The following is a 21,444-nucleotide window of genomic DNA, read 5'->3' as shown; positions in this document are numbered from 1 at the left end:
TAGACATATGTCAATCTTTGGTGCTATCGTTCAATTTTGTTGCTGTATAGCATGTCGCTATCTGCCAACCCGACGTTTTGATGCTCCGCCGCCGTCCGGCGCCCGACCATTAACCGTACCCAGACAACCATCCATGATCAAAAAATTCCTCGCTGCCGTAGTGATGACGATCTCCGGTGCAGCGGCCTTCGCCGTGCCGTTCGGATCGCAATCGGTGCTGGTGGTCGAAGACGACACCGGCAAGGTGCTGTTCGAAAAGAACGCCAGCACCGTCGCGCCGATCGCTTCGCTGACCAAACTCATGACCGCCATGGTCGTGCTCGATGCCCACCAGGACATGAACGAGCCGATCGAGATCGAAAAGCAGGACGTCGACATGCTGAAGCACAGCACGTCGCGCGTGCCCGTCGGCGCCACCATTCCGCGCCGCGACGTGCTGCAGCTGGCCCTGATGTCGTCGGATAACCGCGCCGCCGCCGCGCTGGCCCGCACGTATCCGGGCGGCATCGACGCCTTCCGCGCCGCCGTCAAGCGCAAGATCGCCGCGCTGGGCATGACGCAAACCGTCATCGAGGAACCGACGGGCCTCTCGCCGAGCAACCGCTCGACCGCCGCCGACCTCGTCAAGATGGCGACCGCGGCATCGAACTACGCGGAGATCACCCGCATCACGACGTCGTCGAAGGACCTGATCAACATCAAGGGCCGCGACGTCGAATACCACAACACCAACCGCCTCGTCGGCGCCAAGGGCTGGGACATCGGCCTGTCGAAGACGGGCTACACGCAGGAAGCGGGCCGCTGCCTGATCATGCGCGTGAAGGCGGCCGGCAAGAACGCGACGATGGTGCTGCTGAACGCGGGCGCCTCGTCCGTCCGCATCCTGGACGCCCTGAACATCCGCCGCCACGTGCTGGGCGACGCCGGCCCCGTGGCCACGCGCGCCGTGGCCACGGCCGACGGGTCCCCGCGCGTGCGCGCTTCCGCACGCGGCCCGCGCATCCGCGCCAGCGCGGGCGGTCCGCGCATCCGTGCAAGCGCCGGCGGCACCACGCGCCGCAGCCACAAGCACGTGACCGTCACGCGTCACCGCCGCCATCGCTGAGCCGGCGACTCATATCAATACCGATGGCCGGGACGGGCGACCGTTCCGGCCTTGTCATTTGCGATGCCGATGAACCGTACCCGAATCCTCACCGCCGGCGCCGTCGGCACCCTCCTCGTCGTGGCCGCCACGAGTTTCGCCAGCCCCTGGTGGACATTGAACCGGCTGCGTGCGGCAGTGGAACGCCATGATGCCGAGGGCGTCTCCGCCGAGGTCGACTTCCCTGCCCTGCGCGACAGCGTGAAGAGCCAGCTGCTCGGGTCGATCGCCCGCGACGCAGGCACCAATGCCTTCGCCGCGATCGGCCAGGCCTTCGCACGGGCCGTCGCGGATCCGCTCGTGGACGCGATCGTGTCGCCGGCCGGTGTCGCGGCCATGGTCGAACACGGCAAGGTATCGATCGCCGAACCCACCCGGGACGCCGGGACACCCGACGCGGAGCCGCCACGGGACAATCCGCCGCAGCACAAGCCGCCGCAGCACAAGCCGCCGCAGCAGAAGCCGAATTATGCGCTGCACTACCGCGGCTGGCGCCATTTCGCCGTGACGGCGGAGGACGGCGGCAGCTTCGTGTTCCGGCGCGCCGGCCTGTGGAGCTGGAAGCTGGCGGGGATCGAGCTGCCGCGCAACTGAGAACTCAGCGCGACTTCAACTGGCGCACATGGCCTTCCAGTTCGGCGAAGGTCGGGCGCTCCGTGGCCGAGATGACCTTGCGGCCGAATTCCACGGCGATCGTCGGCGCATAGCTGTTCATCGAGGCCAGCAGCGTCACCTTCACGCATTGCAGCGCCTTGACGACTTCCTGGTGGCGCCGGTGCAGCAGGCTGCCGAGCGGCGCGACGAGGCCGTACGACAGCAGGATGCCGAGGAACGTCCCGACGAGCGCGGCCGCGATCAGGCCGCCCAGCTCCGCCGGCGGCCGGCCGATGGACCCCATCGTGTGCACGACACCCATCACCGCGGCGACGATGCCGAACGCGGGCATGCCGTCGGCCAGCTTGTGGATCGCCTGCACGGGGATGTCGGCGTCTTCCTGGTACGTGGCGATCTCGTTGTCCATCAGGTTTTCCAGCTGGTAGCTGTTCATCGTGCCGGACACCATCAGGCGCAGGTAGTCCGTGATGAAATCCATCAGGTGATCGTCGAGCAGGATGATGCGGTACTTCGTGAAGATGGGGCTTTCGTACGGCGCGTCGATCTCGTTCTCGAGCGCCATCAGCCCTTCCCGGCGCACCTTCGTCAACAGGTCGAACATCAGCGCCATCAACGCCATGTACAGTTCGCGGGTGTAGCGCGAGCCGTGGAACAGCATCGGCAGGCTCCGCCACGTGAGGCCGATCGCCTTGCGGTCGTTGCCGATGACGAAGGCGCCCAGCGCGCCGCCGAAGATCATCAGGAGTTCGTAGGGTTGGAACAGCGCGGCCAGGTGCCCGTCCTGCAGCACGAAGCCGCCGAACACTGCCAGCAGCACGATGACGAAACCCACGACGATCAGCACGATACTGCTCCGATAACTATTCCCAGAACGCAACTTTAACATTGTTGCCGCAGAGAAAGCAAAGAATGTGCGTGAAAGTTGGTCGATGTATTGCGATATAGCAGGTATCGAAGTACGCTCACGTTTTGGTGACGCCGATATGCCGATGAAATTTGCCGCGTTCTTTCGCAATCTAAACCTGGGTCGTCCGCCCGCGCCGACCCGGTCCGTGCTCGAAGCGGCCTTCGCGGCGGCCGGCGCCGTCAACCCCTGCTCGTTCCTGACGAACGGCACGGTGGTGTTCGAAGCAGGGTCGCCGGTCAAGGCCGCGCGCATCCTGACAACCGCGCAGGCCACGTTGCGGCGCGACGGCTTCGACGAACCCGCCGCGCTGCGCGACGTCGCTGGATTGGCTGCGCTGATCGCCAGCGATCCGCTGGCGGGCGTGGCGTTGGACGACGTCTACGCGCCCTGCGCCACGTTCGTGATCGGGACGCCGGCGGATGGCGCGTCCCTGCCGGCGGCCAACCCGAAAGGCGACGTGCGGGTGGTGAGCTGGCATGACGGGATGCTGCTGTCGCTCACCTACAAGCTCGGGACCAGTGCGGGCAGTCCGAACGCGTTCGTCGAACGCACCCTGGACGTGCCGGCGACGACCCGCGTATGGAACACGGTCGTACGGCTCGTACGCAAGCATGGGCCTGGGGCGGCTTCGTGACCGATGGTCGGGCGCCGAGCCAGGACGGCAGCCGCGCGGCCGGTCGACACCGATCGACCTGCGGCAGCCCGCGGCCACCGCGATCGACATCACGGCGTCTGAATTCGGCATCCTTGCGCCGTCACTCCCCCAGCAGGCTGGCCGCGGCCACGCCGAGCAGGGGCGCGACGTCGATCCGGTTGCTTGCATGCGCGATGGAATTCGTGCAGGCCACCCCGGCGACACCGGCCGCCTGCAGTTCGGCATACGCGTCGGCAGCGAACAGCGCGTGGACGGCGATGCAGACGGGTGGGTCCATGCCCGCCTCGCGCACGCGCGCGACGGCGGCGATCATCGTCCGCGCCGTGGAGGCGATATCGTCCACGAGCACGGGCGTACGGCCGCGCCACTGCGCGAGCGCCGGAACGGACACGGTCACGTCGCGGTCGCCGCGCCGTTCCTTGCGCAGCGTGGTGTACGGACAGCCGACCAAGCGCGCCACGTCACCCACCCACTGGTCGCTCTCCTCGTCCGGCCCGATCAGCAGGGGATTGCACACATGGGCGCCGACCCAGGCCGCAATGGCGGGCGCGGCGGCGACCACGCGCGTCGGAATGGCGTAGATCTCGTCCAGGCTGTGGATCCGGTGCAGGTGGGGATCGACGGTCACGAGCCAGTCGCCCGCCATGCCGAGCAGGCGCGCGAAATGCTGCGCAGTGACGCCCTCGCCACCGTGGAAGCGGGCATCCTGGCGCATATAGGCGAGATAGGGGACGACGAGGCCGATGCGTGCCGCGCCCAGTTCGCGGGCCACGCACGCGGTCAGGTAGAGCGGGACGGTCTTGTCGTTCGGACGATCGAGGCTGCACACGAGAACCAGGTCCCTGCCCGCCACGTCGGACAGGAACCGCACATGGCTTTCCCCATCCGGGAACGCGCGCAGTTCCCAGCGCCCCTGTTCCCAGCCGCGCAGCCGGCACAGGTCGGCGCCCAGCGTCTCGTTGCCGGGCAAGGCAAACAGCAGGGGCGTCATTCGTCCTCCACGATGGCGATGATGTCGGGGTGCGTGGCGGCATAGGCCACGGCTTCGGACAGCGTCCCCGCCGAGGCGGCGTGGATGGTGTACAGCGGTCCGCCCGCCTTCACGGTGCGGCCGACGGGCGCGAGGAACAGTACGCCGGCCCCGGCATCCTTCGGCGCGCCGGCCAGCTTGGCCACGCGCGCCAGGCGCCGGTTGTCGATCGCCGCGACATAGCCCGTGCGCCGCGCGAGGACATCGTGCCGGAACGCGCCGACCTCCGGCACGCGCATGCCGCCCTGGGCCGCGCAGATGGCTTCGAACTTGCGCAGGGCGGCGCCGCTCTCGAGCGTGGCACGCGCCAGCGCAAACCCTTCGCCGGCCGCGGCTTTGCCGCCCAGCTCCAGCACATGGCCGGCCAGCGTGAGTGCCCGTGTGCGCAAGTCCGCGGGCGCATCGCGCTGATTGCGCAGGACGGCGAGCGCATCAAGCGCCTCCAGCGCCGGCCCGATGCCGCGCCCGACCGGCTGGCTGCCGTCGCTGATCACGGTCCGGATCGTGAGGCCATAGGCCTGGCCGACCGCCTGGAACAGCCGGACGAGGGACTCGGCGGCCGCCTGCGAGCGCACCTTCGCGCTCGGCCCGACCGGGATGTCGATCAGCACGTGGGTAGAACCGGCCGCCAGCTTCTTCGACAGGACGGATGCCACCATCGCGGCTTCGCCGTCGAAGTCCAGCGGGCGCGAAACGCGGATCAGGACGTCGTCGGCGGGGCTCAGGTTGACGGCGCCGCCCCACACGATGCAACCGCCCTCCTGCTCGACCACGCGGCGCATGCGCTCGGTGTCCAGGTCCACCGGCGCCAGCGTTTCCATGGCGTCCGCCGTGCCGGCCGGCGACGTGATCGAACGGGACGACGTCTTGGGGATCGTCAGGCCGCACGCGGCCACGATCGGCACGATCAGGAGCGTCGTGCGATTCCCGGGCAGGCCGCCGACGCAATGCTTGTCCACGACCGGCGCCGCTGGCCACTCCAGCCGGGTGCCGGCCTGCACCATCGCACCGGTCAGCGCGAACGTCTCCTCCACTTTCAGCGGCCGGCCGGCGCAGGCGGTGATGAAGGCGGCGATCTCGATGTCGGAATACAGGCCGGCGGCGATGTCGCCGACGATCGCGTTCGCGGCCTCGACGGAGAGGTCGGCCCCGAAGATCCGCGAACGCACGAACGCGAACGAACGGGCGGGCGGCGCGAGGCGCACGCGCACTGGCTCGCCTTCGGACGCGCCGAGCCGCTGCCAGGTGAGGTCGGACAGCCCGACCTCGCCGTCGGGCACGATGTCGGCGCGGACGAGGTGCACCAGCGCCGTGACGGTGCGGCGCGCCGTGCTGACCCGCACGCGGGCGCCGGCGGGATATCTCCCCGTCCGGCATGCGCCGCCGCCTGCGGCGAGATACAGGACCGCTGCATTGCCGCTGTCGATGCCCAGCCGGCGCGCGCCCGCGACGAACGACGAAGCGAAGGCTTGCGCGTCGTCCTTCACAGCTGTTCCTCCTGCAGGTGCTCCGGCACGAGGCAGTTCCACCGGAGCTCGTGTTTGATCCGCACGCGCAACGCCTCGGAGGCGGCCGGCTCACCGTGCGTGATGAACGTGCAGCGCGGCGCCGTCTTCAACGCCGCCAGCCACGCCACGATCTGGTTGCTGTCGGCATGCGCCGACATGTTCTGCACGTTGACCACCTGCGCCCGCACGCTTACCTGCTGGCCGTGGATGCGTACCGAGTCCGCGCCTTCGACGAGCGCCGCCCCGCGCGTGCCGCCCGCCTGGAACCCGGCGAACAGGATGGTATTGCGCGGATCCTCCGCGAACGCCTTGATGTGGTGCAGCACGCGTCCGCCGGTCGCCATGCCGCTGGCGGAAATGATGACCTTGGGCGTGTTCCTGACGTCGAGCGCCTTCGATTCGTCCACGGTGTTGATGATGGTGGCCGCGTGGCACATGGCCTCGCACTGGTCGCGCGTCAGCCTGTGGTCGTCGTGGTGCCGGTGGTAGATCGCAGTGGCATCCTTCGCCATCGGGCTGTCCAGGAAGACGGGCAGGAACCCGGGGATCGCCCCGGACGCCTTCAACTGGTGCACGTAGTACATGAGTTCCTGCGCCCGGCCCACGGCGAACGCCGGAATCACGACGACGCCGCCGCGCGCCGCCGTGTCACGAATCGCCTGGCCCAGCTCGACCAGCGGATCGGTCGGTTCATGCACGCGGTTGCCGTAGGTGGATTCGACGACCAGGTAATCGGTCGGCTCGAGCGGGGCGGGTGGCGGCATGACGGGATCGTCCGGGCGCCCCAGGTCGCCGGAAAACGTGATGCTGCGACTGCCGTCGTCGAGCGCGACGGACGCCGCGCCGAGGATGTGGCCAGCCCGGCGCCAGGTTGCGGCCAGTCCGGACGCCACGACGGTATGGACGCCGAACGGCACGGCGACGAACTGGCGCAAGGCGACGCGCGCATCCTCTTCCGTGTACAGCGGCATGGCCGGACTGTGCTGCGTATAGCCATGACGGTTGGCCGCCGCCGCGTCTTCCTCCTGCAGGTGGCCGCTATCGGGCAACAGGATCTTGCACAGGTCGAACGTCGCTCCCGTGCAAAAAATCTTCCCTTTGAAGCCGCACTTGACGAGGAGGGGCAGGTAGCCGCTGTGGTCGAGATGCGCATGAGTCAGCACGACGGCGTCGAGCTTCGCCGGCTCGACAGGCAGCCGGGCCCAGTTGCGCAGCCGGAGTTGTTTGTAACCCTGGAACAGTCCGCAATCGACAAGGATCCTGGCACGACCGGACGTCAGCAGGTACTTGGAGCCCGTGACGGTTCCGGTGCCGCCGAGAAACTGGATTCGCATGATGCCACCTATTGTTGAGCGAGCACATCGTACAGCTCGCTTTCACAATAGTAAGTCGTGGCAAAGAACGCAATCCTTGATTTACATCAAGCCACTCTCTATCAGACCGGGTCCTTGACGACCCGGTCGACGTAGCACCAGCCCCACGTCTCCCCGTGCTCCTTCGAGCGGATCACGGGGTGTCCGGTCGCGTGGAAGTGCTTCGTGGCGTGCTTGTTCTTCGACTGGTCGCAGCAGCCGACGTGGCCGCACGTCAGGCACACGCGCAGGTGCACCCACGTGTCGCCCATGCGAAGGCACTCCTCGCAGCCGTCGGTATTGCCCTCGCGTGTCACGATGTGATGAAAGTGCGTGCAGTCGTTGCTCATGCCAACCTCCCGGTGTTATTTCTCGACCATCCCCCGCAACCCGCTGGCCCGGTGCGTACGGCGCAGGATCGCCTCGCCCAGCACGGCCGGCGCCGGCGTCGTCAGGGTGAACTGGCGGCTCGCGCGCGTGATGCCCGTATAGACTAGCTCGCGCGCCAGCACGGCGCCCCCCTCTTTCGGCAGGGCCAGCACCGTGTGCGCGAATTCCGAGCCCTGCGATTTGTGGACCGTCATCGCGTACGCCGTCTCCACGTGGCGCAGGCGCGTGGCCAGCACGCTGCGCACGTTGTCGCCTTCCAGGAACCACACGCGCAGCGAACCGGGACGCGCCGGGTCCGGCAACGCGAGGCCGATGTCGCCGTTGAACGTGCCCGTCGGGTAGTCGTTGCGGGTGACCATGACGGGGCGGCCCACGTACCAGTCGCCGCGCACGATCAGGCCCGCGTGCGCGAGGCGCAGTTCGATGGCCTCGTTCAGGCCTTCGACGCCCCACTCGCCTTCGCGCACGGCGCACAGCACGCGGAACGCTTCGAAGCGCTGCAGCACGGCGCGCACCCAGTCTTCGTGGCTACCATGGCCTCCGCTGCCGGCGCGCAGCAGTTCGAGATACGGGCGGTAACCCTCGTTCGCCAGCTGGATCACATGGTGCTGGTGCGCGTGCTCGATCCAGCGCAGCACGCCGGCTGCGTCGGGTGCGCGCAGCGCGGCGGCGGCGCCGTCGACGTCGCCCGCGTTGACGGCCAGCGCCAGCTTGCCGATCGGGCCGCCGAAGCGGCGGCTGTGGCGCAGCATCACGGTCTGCTGGGCGAGCGGGCCGCCCTGCCCTTCATATTCGGCGGGGATCGTCTCGCCGCTCGCGGCCCGCACGTACGCGCGCGTGTCGGCATCGTAGCGCCCGGCCTGCGCATCGTGGCACAGGTCGCCCAGCACGGCGCCCGCTTCCACCGACGCCAACTGGTCCTTGTCGCCCAGCAGGACCAGCGTGGCGCCCGCTGGCAGCGCGTCCAGCAGCGACGCCATCATTTCCAGGTGCACCATCGACGCCTCGTCGACGATCAGCACATCGACGTCGAGCGGATTGCCGCGATGATGCGCGAAGCTGCGCGTGTCCGGACGCGCGCCCAGGAGGCTGTGCAAGGTGCGCGCGGCGCCCATGCGCGTCGTCAGTTCGCGCAGCGGCAAGGCGCCGCCGACGCGGTCGGCCAGGTCGGTCAGCGCCTTGTCGATCGACTGCTTCAGGCGCGCCGCCGCCTTGCCCGTCGGGGCGGCCAGTGCGATGCGCTGGCGCGCGGCGTCCGGCGCCGTCGCGAACAACAGCGCCAGCAGCCGCGCCACCGTGTACGTTTTACCGGTACCCGGTCCGCCCGTGATGATGGCGAACGCGCCCCGCAGGGCGACGGCGCAGGCGATGCGCTGCCAGTCCGGCGTCTCGCCCGCGCGCTGGGCGCCGAACAGCGCTTCCAGCCATGTATGCGCCTGGTCGATGTCGACGTCGCGGCGCTCCTGCGCGCGCACGCGCACGCACGTGGCGACGAGCGTCTCGTCGCGCCAGTAGCGGCGCAGGTACAGGCGCGTGTCGTCCAGCACGAGCGGCTGGTCGTAATCGAGGTCGCCCACGCGCCACACCTGGTCGCATGTGGCCAGTTGCGACACCCACCCCTTCACGCCGCGCGGCAGCGGTTTCGCCGCTTTCGCGAGCGCCTTCCAATCCTCGTCGGCCCAGCCGAGCAGCGCGGCCGGATCGCCCGCCAGGTCGTCCAGCAGCAGGCAGCTGTGGCCTCGCCCTTCCAGTTCGGACAGCACGAGGGCCGCGAGCAGCAGCGGCGTCGACTTGGCGCACGCGGCCTCGCCCAGGCTCGCAACGAAGCGGGCGAACACGCCGGACAGGCGGCGCAACTCGCCCGCCTCGGTCAGGCGTTCGACTTCGGCCCAGAAGGCGCCGGTATCGATGACGTCAGGCTTCATGCGCGTCCTTTCCCAGCAGGCGATCGAGGCCGTCCAGCAGTTCCACGTCCGGCTCGATCAGGTAGCAGCCGTGCGTGGCCGGGTTGCCGATCCCGCGCAGGAACAGGAACACGGCGCCGCCCAGGTGCTCGCGCGGCGAATAGTCGGCCCCGAGGCGCGCGCGCAGCAGCCGGTGCACGGCCAGCATGTAGATGGCGCCCTGGATGTCGTAGCGGTGCCCGGCCATGCCGGCCGCCATCGCGGCCTGCGTGTACGCGGTGTCGCCCGGTCCCAGCGCATTCGATTTGTAGTCCAGCACCCAGTAGCGGCCGTGGCATTCGAACACGAGGTCCGTGAAGCCCTTCAGCATGCCGTGCAGCTGGCGCTCCGGCAGGATCGGGCGCGGCGTATTCCCCAGCATGCGCTGGCGGCACAGGCGGTCGAGCGCCGCGACGTCCAGCTGGCGGCTGGGGAACCAGAATTCCATCTCGGCCAGCGGCGCATCGATGTCCGCCAGCGCGCAGCCGACGGGCGGCAGCGGCGTGACGGCGACCATGCGCAGCCAGGCCAGCGCGTCGTCGAGGCGGTTGCCCCAGCCGGCGCGCTGGATGCGCTGCGCGAGGCGGACGCGGAACGCTTCATCGTCGACCTGGCCGAAGCCTTCCCTGGCCATCCACTCGAGTTGCTCGTGCAGGAAGTTGCCGGGACCGGCGCCGCGCGGGAAGCGGTGCCACGGCGCGTCCTCGCTGTGCGTGACCGGCACGACGCCCGGGTCTTCTTCCTCCAGCAAATTCTCTTCCTGCGGCCGCGTCGGCGGCGCGACGGCCACCGTGTTTTTCGTGAGCGACGTGAACGAGCCCACGGCCCAGTTGCGCTCGAAGCGCGCGTCGAACCGCGGCGGCTCGACGAGCTCCGGCCGCACGTCCTGCCTTGCCAGCCGCGTGCAGCCGTCCGGGCTCGCCAGCGCATGCAGCTCGATGCCGTCGACGTCGCCGCGCAGGTGTTCCCAGCGCTCGCGCACGGCGGCCGCGGGCACGGGGGCGCCGCCCGTCAGCAGATAGCCCAGCGCCGATTCGTGCAGCTGGTTCTCGCCCTTCTTGCGCGCGGCGACGGCGGCGACACCCAGCCACAGGAAATGGCGCGCCCGCGTCAACGCGACGTACAGCAGGCGCAGGTCTTCTTCCAGGCGCGCGCGGTCGACGGCTTCCAGCGCCGCGTCGGACAGCGCGAGGTCGATGCGGCGCTCGCCATCCTCTTCCACGTATTCGAAGAATGCGCGGTTGCGGCGGTCCGTCTTGCGCGCGGTGACGGCGAACGGCAGGTACACGAGCGGATATTCCAGGCCCTTCGATTTGTGCACCGTGACGACCTTGACCAGTTCCGCGTCCGACTCGAGCCGCAGCACCCGTTCGTCGCCGCCTTCTCCCACGCCTTCCACCTGTTCGGCGAACCAGCGGATCAGCGCCTGTTCGCCATCCAGTTCGCGGCTCGCTTCCTGCAGCAGTTCCGCGAGGTGCAGCAAATTCGTCAGGCGGCGCTCGCCGCCAGGCGCCGCCAGCAGCTTGGCGGGCAGGCCCAGTTCGTGGATGAAGCGGCGCAGCATCGCCAGCACGCCCTGCCGCTGCCACGCCTGGTGCAGCGATTTCAGTTGTTCGACGCGGAGTTCCCACGCCAGTTCGTCGCTCGCGAGCTGCGCCAGTTCCGCCAGCGGCAGCGCGCACGTCCCGGTCGCGAACGCGGCGCGCGCGAGCGTGACGTCGAGCGGGTTCGCCACCGCCTGCAGCCAGCGCAGCACGTCGCGCGCCTCGTCGCTCTCGACGACGGAATCCTGGTCCGACAGGTACACGCTCGCGACCTTGCGCTGCACGAGCGCGCGCCGCACGGCCGCCGCCTCGCGCCGGTCGCGCACGAGGATCGCGATATCGGCCGGCATCAGGCGTGTCAACGTCCCGGCGTCGTCTTCGAAGCCGACGCGCGCATCGTTCAGCAGCCGGACGATGTGCTCGGCGCAGTGCTGGGCGAAGAATTCGCGGTAGTCGTCCGCGCGCAGGTCGTCGATGTCCGCCAGGCCGACGGCCAGCGCCTGGAACGGTCCGTCGACGCCGACGAGCTGCTGCTTGCGACCCGCCGCGTCGACCGCGTCGAACGGCAGCGGATTCTCGTCGCCCTTGCGGAAGCGGAAGGCGCCCGCCGCATAATTCCCTTCCGCGTGGCGGAACAGCTGGTTGACGGCGGCGACGAGCTGGCGCGTCGAGCGGTAGTTCGTGCCGAGCTGGTAGTGGCGGCCGTGCGTGGCCCGGCGCGCCGACAGGTAGCTGTGGATGTCGGCGCCGCGGAAGCCGTAGATCGACTGCTTCGGGTCGCCGATGAGGAACAGGCCGCGCGCCGGATCGTTGTCGGCCACGCGGTACAGCAGGTCGAAGATGCGGTACTGGTCGGGCGACGTGTCCTGGAATTCGTCGACCATCGCCACCGGATACTGGTCGAGGATGCGGCGGCGCAGCGCCTCGCCGTTCGGCCCCTCCAGCGCATCCTTCAGGCGCGCCAGCATGTCGGCGAAACCGAACTGGCGGTTGCGGCGCTTCAGTTCCGCCATGCGGTGCGCGATGGCGCAGGCGGCGTGGCGCAGCAGCGCGTGCGCTACCGGCGCGATCGCATCGAGTCCTTCCTTGAGCGCGGACGTGTGCTCGAAACATTCGGGAATCGGCGCGGCGTGATCCTTGCTGAACGCATCGAGGATGCCGTCGGGCGTCAGGCGGGCCCACAGCGCGTCGGTGAGTTGCGGATAGTGGGCTTGCGGGTCGTCCGCCCAGCGGCGCAGCGCATCGAACGCTTTCGCCAGCGAATCCGGACGCATCTTGTTGCCGTTGAACGCCTTCGGATTCACGCTGCGCTGCGCCGCGATCCACGATTCCATCGCGTCGGCGCGCGCCTGCCAGCCGTCCTTCAGCCGCTGCAACGCATCGCGCTGCCCGCGTTCCGCCTCGGCGATGATGGCGCCCAGCGGCCGCTCGCCCAGGTTGCCGATGCCGTCGTCGATGCGGCCCGCGCGCTGCACCAGCTCGCGCACGGAGCGCTTCAGCGCGTCGACGTCGCTCCAGCAGGACAGGAGGCTCGTGAGCGCCGCGCCGGACAGCGGGTACACGTGCTGGCGCCAGTAATCGTGCGCGGCATCCTCGAACAGCGCGCGCTCGTCGCTGACGAGTTCTTCGTCGAACAGGCTGCCGCTGTCGAACGCGTGCTCGCGCAGCATGCGCTGGCACCACGCATCGATGGTGAAGATCGCCGCCTCGTCCATCGTCTCGGCCGCGAGGACCAGCCGGTGCGCGGCGACGAGGCGCGACGCTTCGTCGTCATACGCGTCGGCCAGCGCTTCGAGATAGGGATCGTCCGGCTCGATCTCGCCGCGGAAGCACGCCGCCGCCTGCACGAGACGCTCGCGCACGCGGTTCGACAGCTCGCGCGTGGCCGCGCGGGTGAAGGTCATGACGAGGATCTCGGGCGGCATCAGCGGACGGGTGAAACCGTCGTCGCCGCCGTGGCCCAGCACGAGGCGCAGGTACAGCGCGGCGATGGTCCACGTCTTGCCCGTGCCCGCGCTGGCCTCGATGAGGCGCGAGCCGTGCAGCGGGAAGCTCAGGGCGTCGAGCAGCTGGCTCATTGTTCGCCTCCTTCGAAGCGGGTCACCGTCACGCTGTCCTTCAGCCATGCGACCAGCGGACCGTACAACGCTTCCGCCACGAGCGGCCAGCCGCCGGCGGCGCGCAACAAGGCGAATTCGGGCCACAGGCGCGCGAGGCACGGGTCGGTGACTTCGCCGTCGATTTCGAAGCCGCCGTCATACGTCTCGCGCGCGTCGCCGCCGGAGAAGTGCGCCAGCGCCGTCTTGCACGCGACGGGCAGCGGCCGGTCGAGGTTCGAGCGCCACAGCGCCACCAGCGTCTCCAGTTGCGCGAGCGCCTGGCCACGTTCCAGCGGCGCCATCGCGAGGCTCGCGTCGCGCGCGACGAGCACGCCGCCCACGCGCTCGCCCATCGCGGCGGCGGCCAGCTGGCGCAGCCACGGGCCGATCAGTTTGTCGCCGCGCGGCTCGCCCTTGCGGTCCAGCACCTTGGACGACATCTGCAGCAGCCACACGGTGTCCTCGTCGTTGCTGCGCAGGCGGTCGATCCAGTCGTCGATGCGCACGCCGCCCGCCTCCACGCTGACGACGAGTTTCGGCGCCGGTGTCGGATAGCGCGCGCCCAGCGCGAGCCAGGCGCGGCGCACGGGCACGAGGTCGTCGACGAGCTGCTGCTGCCATTGCCGGCCCACGAGGCCGATCGGCAGCACGCCTTCGCGCGCGAGCCGCGCGGCGCGCGTCTCCAGCACCTGGCGCACGTCGTCCGGCGCTTCCGGCGTGCCGCTGTCGTCCAGCAGCGTGTCTTCCAGGAAGTAGCGGTCGAGCGCATCGAGCGAGAACGGTTCCTCGTCCTCGCCGACGACTTCCAGGTCCGTGAACGTCACGCCGAGGCGGCGGCGGAAGAAGAAGCGCGCGGGCTGGCGCAGGAAGCTCGCCAGCTCGCCCAGGGTGAGCCGGTAGTCGGCATCCAGTTCGAACGGCGGCAGCACGTCGTCGCCGACGCCTGCAGCTTCGGCGCCGTGCGCCGACCGCCACTCGCCCGCATACGTGAGCAGGCCGCCGCGCTCGAAATAGCGGCGCGAGAACGGCTGCAGCGCGTGCACGGTCGTGCGCTCGGCCAGGTCGAGGTCCCAGCCGGCGGCAAGATAATCGCGCAGTTGCGACACGAGCACGGACGCCGGCTGCTCCGTATTGTCGCGCACGTTGCGGCCCACCCAGCTCACGTACAGCTTGTCGCGCGCGGCCAGCACCGCTTCCAGCATCAGGTAGCGGTCGTCGTCACGGCGCGAGCGGTCGCCCGGGCGGCTCAAACCCGGCAGAGCCAGCAGGTCGAAATCGGACTGGTGGCCGCGGCGCGGGAAATCGCCATCGTTCATGCCGAGCAGGCAGACGACGCGGAACGGCACGGCGCGCATCGGCATCAGCGTGCAGAACGTGACGCCGCCGGATACGAACTGGTGCGACAGCGCCGGCTGGTCGAGCTGGCCGAGCCACGCCTCACGCATCACGGCGAGCGGCACGGGTTCGTCGAACAGCGCGTTCTCGCAGATCTCCAGCCAACATTGCAGCGCTTCTTCCAGCTGGTGCAGCATCAGGCGGTCTTCCTCGTTCGTCGCGCGGAAGAACCGTGCCAGCAGCGCACGGGCGCAATCGCCCCAGGCCATCGGGGTTTGCACCCTGTCGAGGTCTTCGCGCCATGCGAGCAGCGCTTCGACCAGTTCCGCCAGCGAGCCCGCGAGCGCGGCATCGAGGCCGCCCACTTCCGGATACGGTTCGATATCGCGGAAGCTGGCGCCGTGACCGGTCGCATAGCCGAGCAGCATGCGGCGCACGCCGAACAGCCAGGAATTCTGTTCGCCGGCCGAGCCGAGGCCGAGTCCCGCGCGGTGGCGCTGGTCCAGGCCCCAGCGCACGCTGGCACCCTCGATCCAGTGGCCGAGGATCGGCAGATCGGCTTCTTCCAGGCCGAAGCGGGCGGCCAGCGCGGGCACGTCGAGCAGGTCGCGCACCTCGCTCTGGCGGCAGCGCTGCTGCGGCAGGCGCAGCAGCCATTCGAGTGCGACCAATAAAGGATTGACGCTGCGGTCCTTGACGTCGCCGATCTCGAACGGGATGTAGCGCGGGTCGCTGCGCTTGTGCTGGTCGAACACGGCGTGGACGGCGGCCGAGAAGACCTCGATGTCCGGCACCATCACGACGACGTCGCGCGGACGCAGGGGATCGTCCCCCTCTTGCGCGAACCACGACAGCAGCTGGTCGTGCAGTACCTCGACTTCCCGCTGCGCGCTGTGGGCGATATGGAACTCGATCGACCGGTCGCCGGGCGGAGGCGGCGTGTGCGGATGCTCCGACAGCGGCAGCAAATCGCGTACGGCGGCCTGCACCTGGCCGAGCAAGGTCTCGGGCTCGTCATCGGAGAACAGGTCGATGCGCAGGTTGCCGAATTGCGCGCCTTCTCCGTTGTCGAATTCGTCGAGCATGCGCACGAAGTCGCGGCCCTGCCGTCCCCAGCTCGCGAGCAGCGGGTGGCTGTGCGCGTGCAGCTGTTCGACGGGGATGTCGGACAGGTCGCTCCCGTTGCGGTGCTGTTGCCGTTTATAGGTCGCGCGCAGCAGTTCGCGGCCTTCGATGATGTCGCCCCAGTAGAACTGGCACGGATTCGGCACGGCCAGCAGCACCTGCGTGTGGCGCGACAGGCCCGCCATTGCCTGGATCGTCTGGTACGGCAGGGTCGACATGCCGAACAGGATCACGCGGCGCGGCAGGCGCAGCACGGGTTCGCGGTCTTCCATCACCGCCGCCATGAATTGCTGGTGGATCGTCGCGCGGCCGGACCAGCGGCGCTCCGGCGGCAGGCTCGCGTGGATCTCGCGCCAGAGTTGCGCCTGCCAGCACTGGTCCGGCGCCAGCGGGATCGGCTCGCCTCCGGGGCGGCGCAGCTGGTCACGGTCTTCCGCCCAGTCGGTGAGCCAGTCGGCGCGGTAGACCTGGTACTGGTCGTACAAATCCGCGAGACGTTCGGCCAACTGCAGGCGGCGCTCGGCGTCGCCGTCGGAGAGAAAATGGCGCAGCGGTTCGAATTTATCCTTTTCCAGCAGCTCGGGCAGCAGGCGCATGAGACGCCACGTGAGCGCGTCCTTGTCGAACGGCGAGCGGCGCGGCACCCGTTCCGGACCCAGCATGCCGCGGTACGCCTCCCACTGGAAGCGCGCCGGCAGCGCCACGCGCGTGGCCGCGCACACGCCCAGCTCTTCCGCCAGCGCGATCTTGAGCCACTCGGCGACGCCGTTGGACTGGACGAGCATGATCTCTTCTTCCAGCGGACCGAGCGGATTGTCGCGCAGCCAGTCGAAGACGGCGGCGCGCAACAGCTCCATCTGGTTGCCGTGCAGGATGAGGAGGCCGGGGCGGATCGGGGATGGCATGACGGGACGTGGAGAAGCGACTCGCGCAGCATACTACTTCCGGGGCTCCGGCGGTAGAGCTGACCGGCGTTCAGGCCTGGTGATCCTGCTGGCGCGTGTCCACGCGGCCGAGCGCGCGCGCGATCGTCGCGATCAAGGCCTCGGGCGCCGCCGGCTTCGTCAGGAATTCATCCATGCCGGCCGCGAGGCAGCGGGCCTGGTCCTCGATCCCGGCATTCGCCGTCATCGCGATCACTTTCACGCCGGCCAGCCGCGCATCCGCACGAATGCGGCGCGTGGCCTCGTAGCCATCCATCACGGGCATCTGCACGTCCATCAGGACGCAGTTGACGGGCCCTTCCGCCAGCCGGTCCAGCGCCTGGGCGCCATCGTCCGCGACGACGACGCGCGCGCCGGCATCCTCCAGCAGTTCGCGCGCCACCAGCTGGTTGAACGCATTGTCCTCGACGAGCAGGATCGTGCAGCCCGCGAGCGCCGCCGCTTCTGCACCCGCCTTCGCCTGCGGTGCCGGCGCTGCAGGGCGCAAGGCCGTCAACGGCCGCAGGCGCGCCGTGAACCAGAACGTGCTCCCCTGCCCCGGCACGCTCGTCGCACCGGCCTCGCCGCCCATCAACTCCGCCAGCTGCTTGCTGATGACGAGGCCCAGGCCCGTGCCGCTGTGCACGCGCGTCGACGACGGGTCGGCCTGGTGGAACGGCGTGAACAGCTGCGCCAGGTCGTCCGCGGCGATGCCGATGCCGCGGTCCTCGACCTCGAAGCGCACGAGCACGTCGGCCCCCACCGTCCGTTCGACGCGGGCCCGCACGTGGATGGTGCCCTGGTCGGAAAACTTGATGGCGTTGCCGACGAAGTTCAGCAGCACCTGTTCCAGCCGCAGCGGATCGCCGCGGACGGGCCACTTCAGCTCGGACGCCACGTCGAACACGAGTTCCAGGCCCCGCGCCGACGCCTGCGCGCCCAACTGGCTCTCGACGTTGCGCTTCAGCGCGTCGAATGTGAAGTCGCGCAGTTCCAGCTCGACCTTGCCGGCCTCGATCTTGGAAAAGTCGAGGATGTGGTTGATGATGCCCAGCAGGTGCTGCGCCGAATGCTGGATCTTGCCCAGGTAGTCGCGCTGCTTCGGGTCGTCCGCGCGCTTGCCCGCCAGGTAGGCCATGCCGATAATGCTGTTCATCGGCGTGCGGATCTCGTGGCTCATGTTGGACAGGAAGTCGCTCTTGGCGCGGCTCGCCGCGTCGGCTTGCGCCTTCAGCGCGTGCAGTTCGGTCACGTCCGTCGACACGCACAGCACCGCCCCGGCGTCGCCATCGCCGGCGAAGCGCACGGGCACCCTCACGCTCCACACCTGGCGCGGGACGCCGTCGCTGCCGGCGAAGGCGTTCTGCACCGCGCGTTTTTCGCCCAGTTCCAGCACGGGCTGGTCCAGCGTCCACAGCGCGTCGGCCTGCGCGGACGGCATCACCTCACGGTCGCGCCGCCCCACGATCTCGTGCGCCGGCAGGCCGCAGGCGGCGGCCATCTTCGCGTTGACGTAGCGGTAGCGGCGGTCGCGGTCCTTCAGGTAGACGTAGGCGTCGACGTTGTCCAGCACGAGGTCGAGCAGCCGGCGCTGGTCCACGGCCGTCTTGCGCGAGCGGGCCAGGTTGAGGAACAGCGCAAACGCAAGGAATGTCGCGCCGAAGCCGCCCGCGCCGGCCAGCCAGGGGAAGACGCGGCCGAAACCGTCGACGAGGTCGGCGCGGCGGGCGACGAAGCGGGCTTTCCACAGGTTGTCGTCGAAGCGTACGGGCAGCACGGTTTCCATCAGATCGCCGGCATTGTTCAGCGCCGCGCCGGCGCCGTCGTACAGCAGGTTGTCCGCCTCGTTGACATGCAGCGGGCCGGCCGCCCGGTTGTCGGCGGCCGCATACAGCTGCAGCGCGACCGGTTGGTCGCCGCCCGGCAGCGCGCCGCGCACGAGGGCCGGCACGGAAAAGCCGATGCCGACGGAGCCCGCATACGCGGCGCGCCGGCCTTCGACGTCGGGCGGAACGGCGCCGTCCGTGCGGTAGACGGGCATGCGCAGGCCCAGGCCGAGATGGCGCACGGGATGCTCCACGACGATCGGCTTGCCGGATGCCGTCATGCGGCCGCTGTCGCGCGCCCGCTCGAGCGCCTGCGCGACCGCGGGCGCGCCGCCCGCAAGGTCCGCACCGGCCTTCTCGGCCAGCCACGGCTCCAGGTAAGTCAGCACGGTGTGCGCGGGACGCCGCACGGCGGGCCGGATCGTGAAGTCGGGATAGCCGGCCGGGTCGAGGCTGCGGTCCGCGCGCACGCCCGCAACGAACGCGTCGCGCGCGCCGGCCTCCACGTACGCTGCGTAGTTGACCGATTCGAGCGCCGGATAGTGCTCGGCCACGCCCAGCGTCTGGACGTAGCGGTGGAATTCCAGCCGCGTGACGGTGCCGCTTGCCTGGAACAGGCCGGCCAGGCCCCGCACGACGTCCGCGTAGGAGTGCACCGCGCCGGCCAGTTGCTGGCGGCCGGTGCGCGCCAGGTGGTCGAAGCGGGCCTGGGTCTCGATGTCGACCGCGTGCGCCGCGCCCAGATACAACCCGGCGCCGGCCAGCAGGGCCAGTGCGGCCCCGCCGGCCCAAAGCGCGGCCGTCTTTCCCGTGTTGCGCGTCGTGATGCCACCCATGGCTTAATTGCCTGAAGGAAATCTTTAGATGTTTGCTAGTATGTCCGAATCAGGCCTAAATGGCGAGTTCAACAATAAGGAATACATATGCGTGAAGCGGATAATGGACAACTCGACCCCTGGTTGTGGCTGGAAGACGTCGATTCCGGCCGCGCGCTCGGCTGGGTGGCCGAACGCAACGCGGAGACGGAGCGCGAACTCACCGCCCTGCCCGGCTACGCGGCCTTGCGCACGCGGCTGAAGACGATCCTCGATGCGCGCGACCGCATCCCCTACGCCGGCCACCACGACGGCCGCTTCTACAATTTCTGGCGCGATGCCGACCACGAACGCGGGATCTGGCGCCGCACGACGCTGGCCGAATACCGCAAGCCGGCGCCCGCCTGGGAAACGGTGCTGGACCTGGACGCCCTCGCCCGCCTTGAAAACGAGAACTGGGTGTGGGCGGGCGTCTCCTTCCTGGAACCGCACGGCACGCGCTGCCTCGTCTCGTTGTCGCGCGGCGGCGGCGATGCCCACGTCGTGCGCGAGTTCGACGTGGCGGCACTGTCCTTCGTCGACGGCGGCTTCACCTTGCCGGAAGCGAAGTCGAGCGTCGGCTGGATAGACGCGGATACCCTGTTCGTCGCGACGGACTTCGGGCCGGACTCGATGACGGAATCGGGCTATCCGCGCATCGTCAAGGCGTGGAAGCGCGGCACGCGCCTGGAAGACGCCGCGCTCGTCTACGAAGCGCAGGAAGACGACTTGTCCGTCTCCGCCTGGCACGACCCGACCCCGGGCCACGAGCGCCAGTTCGTGCTGCGCCAGATCGATTTCTACAGCAGCGAGCTGTTCCTGCGCGATCCCGCGAGCGGGCAGCTCGAGCCCATCGACAAACCGCTGGACGCGAACGCGTTCGCGCTGCGCGACCAGTTCATCGTCGAACTGCGCTCGGACTGGACGCTTGGGGACCGCACGTGGCCGCAGGGCGCCCTGCTCGCCATTGCCTTCGACCGCTTCCTGGATGGCAGCCGCGATTTCGACGTGCTGTTCGAACCCTCGCCGACGACGTCGCTGGACGGCATCGCGGCGACGCGGGGCGCGCTGTTCCTCACGATCCTCGACAACGTCAAGAACCGGATCATCGAATGGCAGCGCGCGGATGGCCGCTGGCAACGGCGCGACGTGGACGCACCCGGCATGGGCGCGCTGCACGTCGCCGCGGTCGACGAGTACGAGTCCGACCATGCGTTTCTCACCGTGACCGACTTCCTCACGCCGAGCAGCCTGTATCTGATCGAGGCCGGCCGCGACGGCCGCGAACTGTTGAAGTCGATGCCGGCGTTCTTCGACGCGTCGCCGTATGCCGTCAGCCAGTTCACGGCGCAATCGCCCGACGGCACGCACGTCCCGTATTTCGTCGTGATGCGCAAGGACGCGCCGCTGGACGGCACGCATCCGACCCTGCTGTACGGCTACGGCGGCTTCGAAGTGTCGCTGACGCCGTTCTACAGCGGCACGACGGGCGAGGCGTGGCTCGCGCAGGGCGGCGTGTATGTCCTCGCGAACATCCGCGGCGGTGGCGAGTTCGGGCCGCGCTGGCACCAGGCGGCGCTGAAGGAAAACCGGCAAAAGGCGTTCGACGATTTCCTCGCGGTCGCCGAGGACGTCATCCGCCGCGGCATCACGACCCCGCCCCACCTGGGCATCATGGGCGGCAGCAATGGCGGACTGCTCGTGGGCGCGGCACTGACGCAGCGGCCGGACCTGTTCGGCGCCGTCGCCTGCCAGGTGCCGCTGCTGGACATGCGCCGCTATCACGAGCTGCTGGCCGGCGCGTCGTGGATCGGCGAGTACGGCGACCCGGACGATCCCGACGAATGGGACTACATCGCCCGCTACTCGCCGTACCACAACGTTTCGCCGGACAGGCAGTATCCGCGCGTGCTGTTCACGACGTCGACCCGCGACGACCGCGTCCACCCCGGCCACGCGCGCAAGATGGCGGCGCGGATGCGCGACCAGGGGCACGACGTACTGTACTGGGAAAACACGGAGGGCGGCCATGCCGGCGCGGCGAACAACGAGCAGACGGCGACGATGTGGGCGCTGACCTATGCGTTTCTTTTGAGGGAACTCAAGTAATTGCACTTGGAAAACGCTGGACATGACCCGTTCCGCCGGTAACCATCAGTTAGCGAGCTAACGCAACCGGCACATTCGATATGAA

General features: G+C 69.3%; 13 protein-coding genes. 4 read left to right on the top strand and 9 right to left on the bottom strand.

What is annotated here, in order from left to right:
* The first annotated feature begins 133 nt into the window (after positions 1-133).
* Both ACEN9H_RS10135 and ACEN9H_RS10130 read left to right on the top strand, forming a co-directional pair.
* Entirely contained in the window at positions 134-1,105 is a 972-nt protein-coding gene (locus ACEN9H_RS10135) for a serine hydrolase (protein WP_413674662.1), read from the top strand.
* 69 nt (positions 1,106-1,174) lie between these two features.
* Positions 1,175-1,738 (top strand): DUF2939 domain-containing protein, encoded by a 564-nt coding sequence (locus ACEN9H_RS10130; protein WP_413674661.1) that lies wholly within the window; start codon positions 1,175-1,177, stop codon positions 1,736-1,738.
* Between the two features lie 4 nt (positions 1,739-1,742).
* Here the strand turns inward: ACEN9H_RS10130 and motA are convergent, their stop codons facing one another.
* A complete protein-coding gene (motA, locus tag ACEN9H_RS10125) occupies positions 1,743-2,603 on the bottom strand; it encodes a flagellar motor stator protein MotA (protein WP_413674660.1) in 861 nt (286 codons plus the stop codon).
* Positions 2,604-2,742: 139 nt separating this feature from the next.
* Between motA and ACEN9H_RS10120 the strand changes: the two genes are divergently transcribed.
* The gene (locus ACEN9H_RS10120) at positions 2,743-3,300 is read left to right on the top strand and encodes a DUF1697 domain-containing protein (protein WP_413674659.1); all 558 of its coding nucleotides are present in this window, start codon (positions 2,743-2,745) and stop codon (positions 3,298-3,300) included.
* A 121-nt stretch (positions 3,301-3,421) separates the two neighbouring features.
* On the opposite strand, the gene ACEN9H_RS10115 is transcribed toward ACEN9H_RS10120, so the two are convergent.
* From ACEN9H_RS10115 to ACEN9H_RS10080, 8 genes are all read right to left on the bottom strand, one after another.
* Positions 3,422-4,312, bottom strand: a complete 891-nt coding sequence (locus ACEN9H_RS10115; RefSeq protein ID WP_413674658.1) for a ribose-phosphate pyrophosphokinase — start codon at positions 4,310-4,312, stop codon at positions 3,422-3,424.
* Positions 4,309-5,838, bottom strand: coding sequence for a thymidine phosphorylase family protein (locus tag ACEN9H_RS10110; protein ID WP_413674657.1), 1,530 nt, complete (start codon positions 5,836-5,838; stop codon positions 4,309-4,311). Before ACEN9H_RS10110 ends, ACEN9H_RS10115 begins: the two co-directional genes overlap by 4 nt.
* The gene (locus tag ACEN9H_RS10105) at positions 5,835-7,193 is read right to left on the bottom strand and encodes an MBL fold metallo-hydrolase RNA specificity domain-containing protein (RefSeq protein WP_413674656.1); all 1,359 of its coding nucleotides are present in this window, start codon (positions 7,191-7,193) and stop codon (positions 5,835-5,837) included. Before ACEN9H_RS10105 ends, ACEN9H_RS10110 begins: the two co-directional genes overlap by 4 nt.
* A gap of 101 nt (positions 7,194-7,294) precedes the next feature.
* Positions 7,295-7,561, bottom strand: coding sequence for a UBP-type zinc finger domain-containing protein (locus ACEN9H_RS10100; protein WP_413674655.1), 267 nt, complete (start codon positions 7,559-7,561; stop codon positions 7,295-7,297).
* 15 nt (positions 7,562-7,576) lie between these two features.
* Positions 7,577-9,526 carry an exodeoxyribonuclease V subunit alpha gene (recD, locus tag ACEN9H_RS10095; RefSeq protein ID WP_413674654.1) on the bottom strand — a complete coding sequence of 650 codons (1,950 nt, stop codon included), beginning with the start codon at positions 9,524-9,526 and terminating at the stop codon, positions 7,577-7,579.
* The gene (recB, locus tag ACEN9H_RS10090; RefSeq protein ID WP_413674653.1) at positions 9,516-13,166 is read right to left on the bottom strand and encodes an exodeoxyribonuclease V subunit beta; all 3,651 of its coding nucleotides are present in this window, start codon (positions 13,164-13,166) and stop codon (positions 9,516-9,518) included. Before recB ends, recD begins: the two co-directional genes overlap by 11 nt.
* Entirely contained in the window at positions 13,163-16,552 is a 3,390-nt protein-coding gene (recC, locus tag ACEN9H_RS10085; RefSeq protein ID WP_413674652.1) for an exodeoxyribonuclease V subunit gamma, read from the bottom strand. The genes recB and recC overlap by 4 nt, the downstream gene beginning before the upstream one ends.
* 70 nt (positions 16,553-16,622) lie before the next feature.
* A complete protein-coding gene (locus tag ACEN9H_RS10080; RefSeq protein ID WP_413674651.1) occupies positions 16,623-19,232 on the bottom strand; it encodes a CHASE domain-containing protein in 2,610 nt (869 codons plus the stop codon).
* Between the two features lie 87 nt (positions 19,233-19,319).
* Between ACEN9H_RS10080 and ACEN9H_RS10075 the strand changes: the two genes are divergently transcribed.
* Entirely contained in the window at positions 19,320-21,359 is a 2,040-nt protein-coding gene (locus ACEN9H_RS10075; RefSeq protein WP_413674650.1) for a prolyl oligopeptidase family serine peptidase, read from the top strand.
* Positions 21,360-21,444 lie beyond the last annotated feature (85 nt).

It is taken from the genome of Massilia cellulosiltytica, assembly GCF_047325105.1.
GTDB lineage: Bacteria > Pseudomonadota > Gammaproteobacteria > Burkholderiales > Burkholderiaceae_D > Telluria > Telluria orientalis.
The sequence above is the reverse complement of the archived record's forward strand: the minus strand, read 5'-3'. Positions and strand labels throughout refer to the sequence as shown.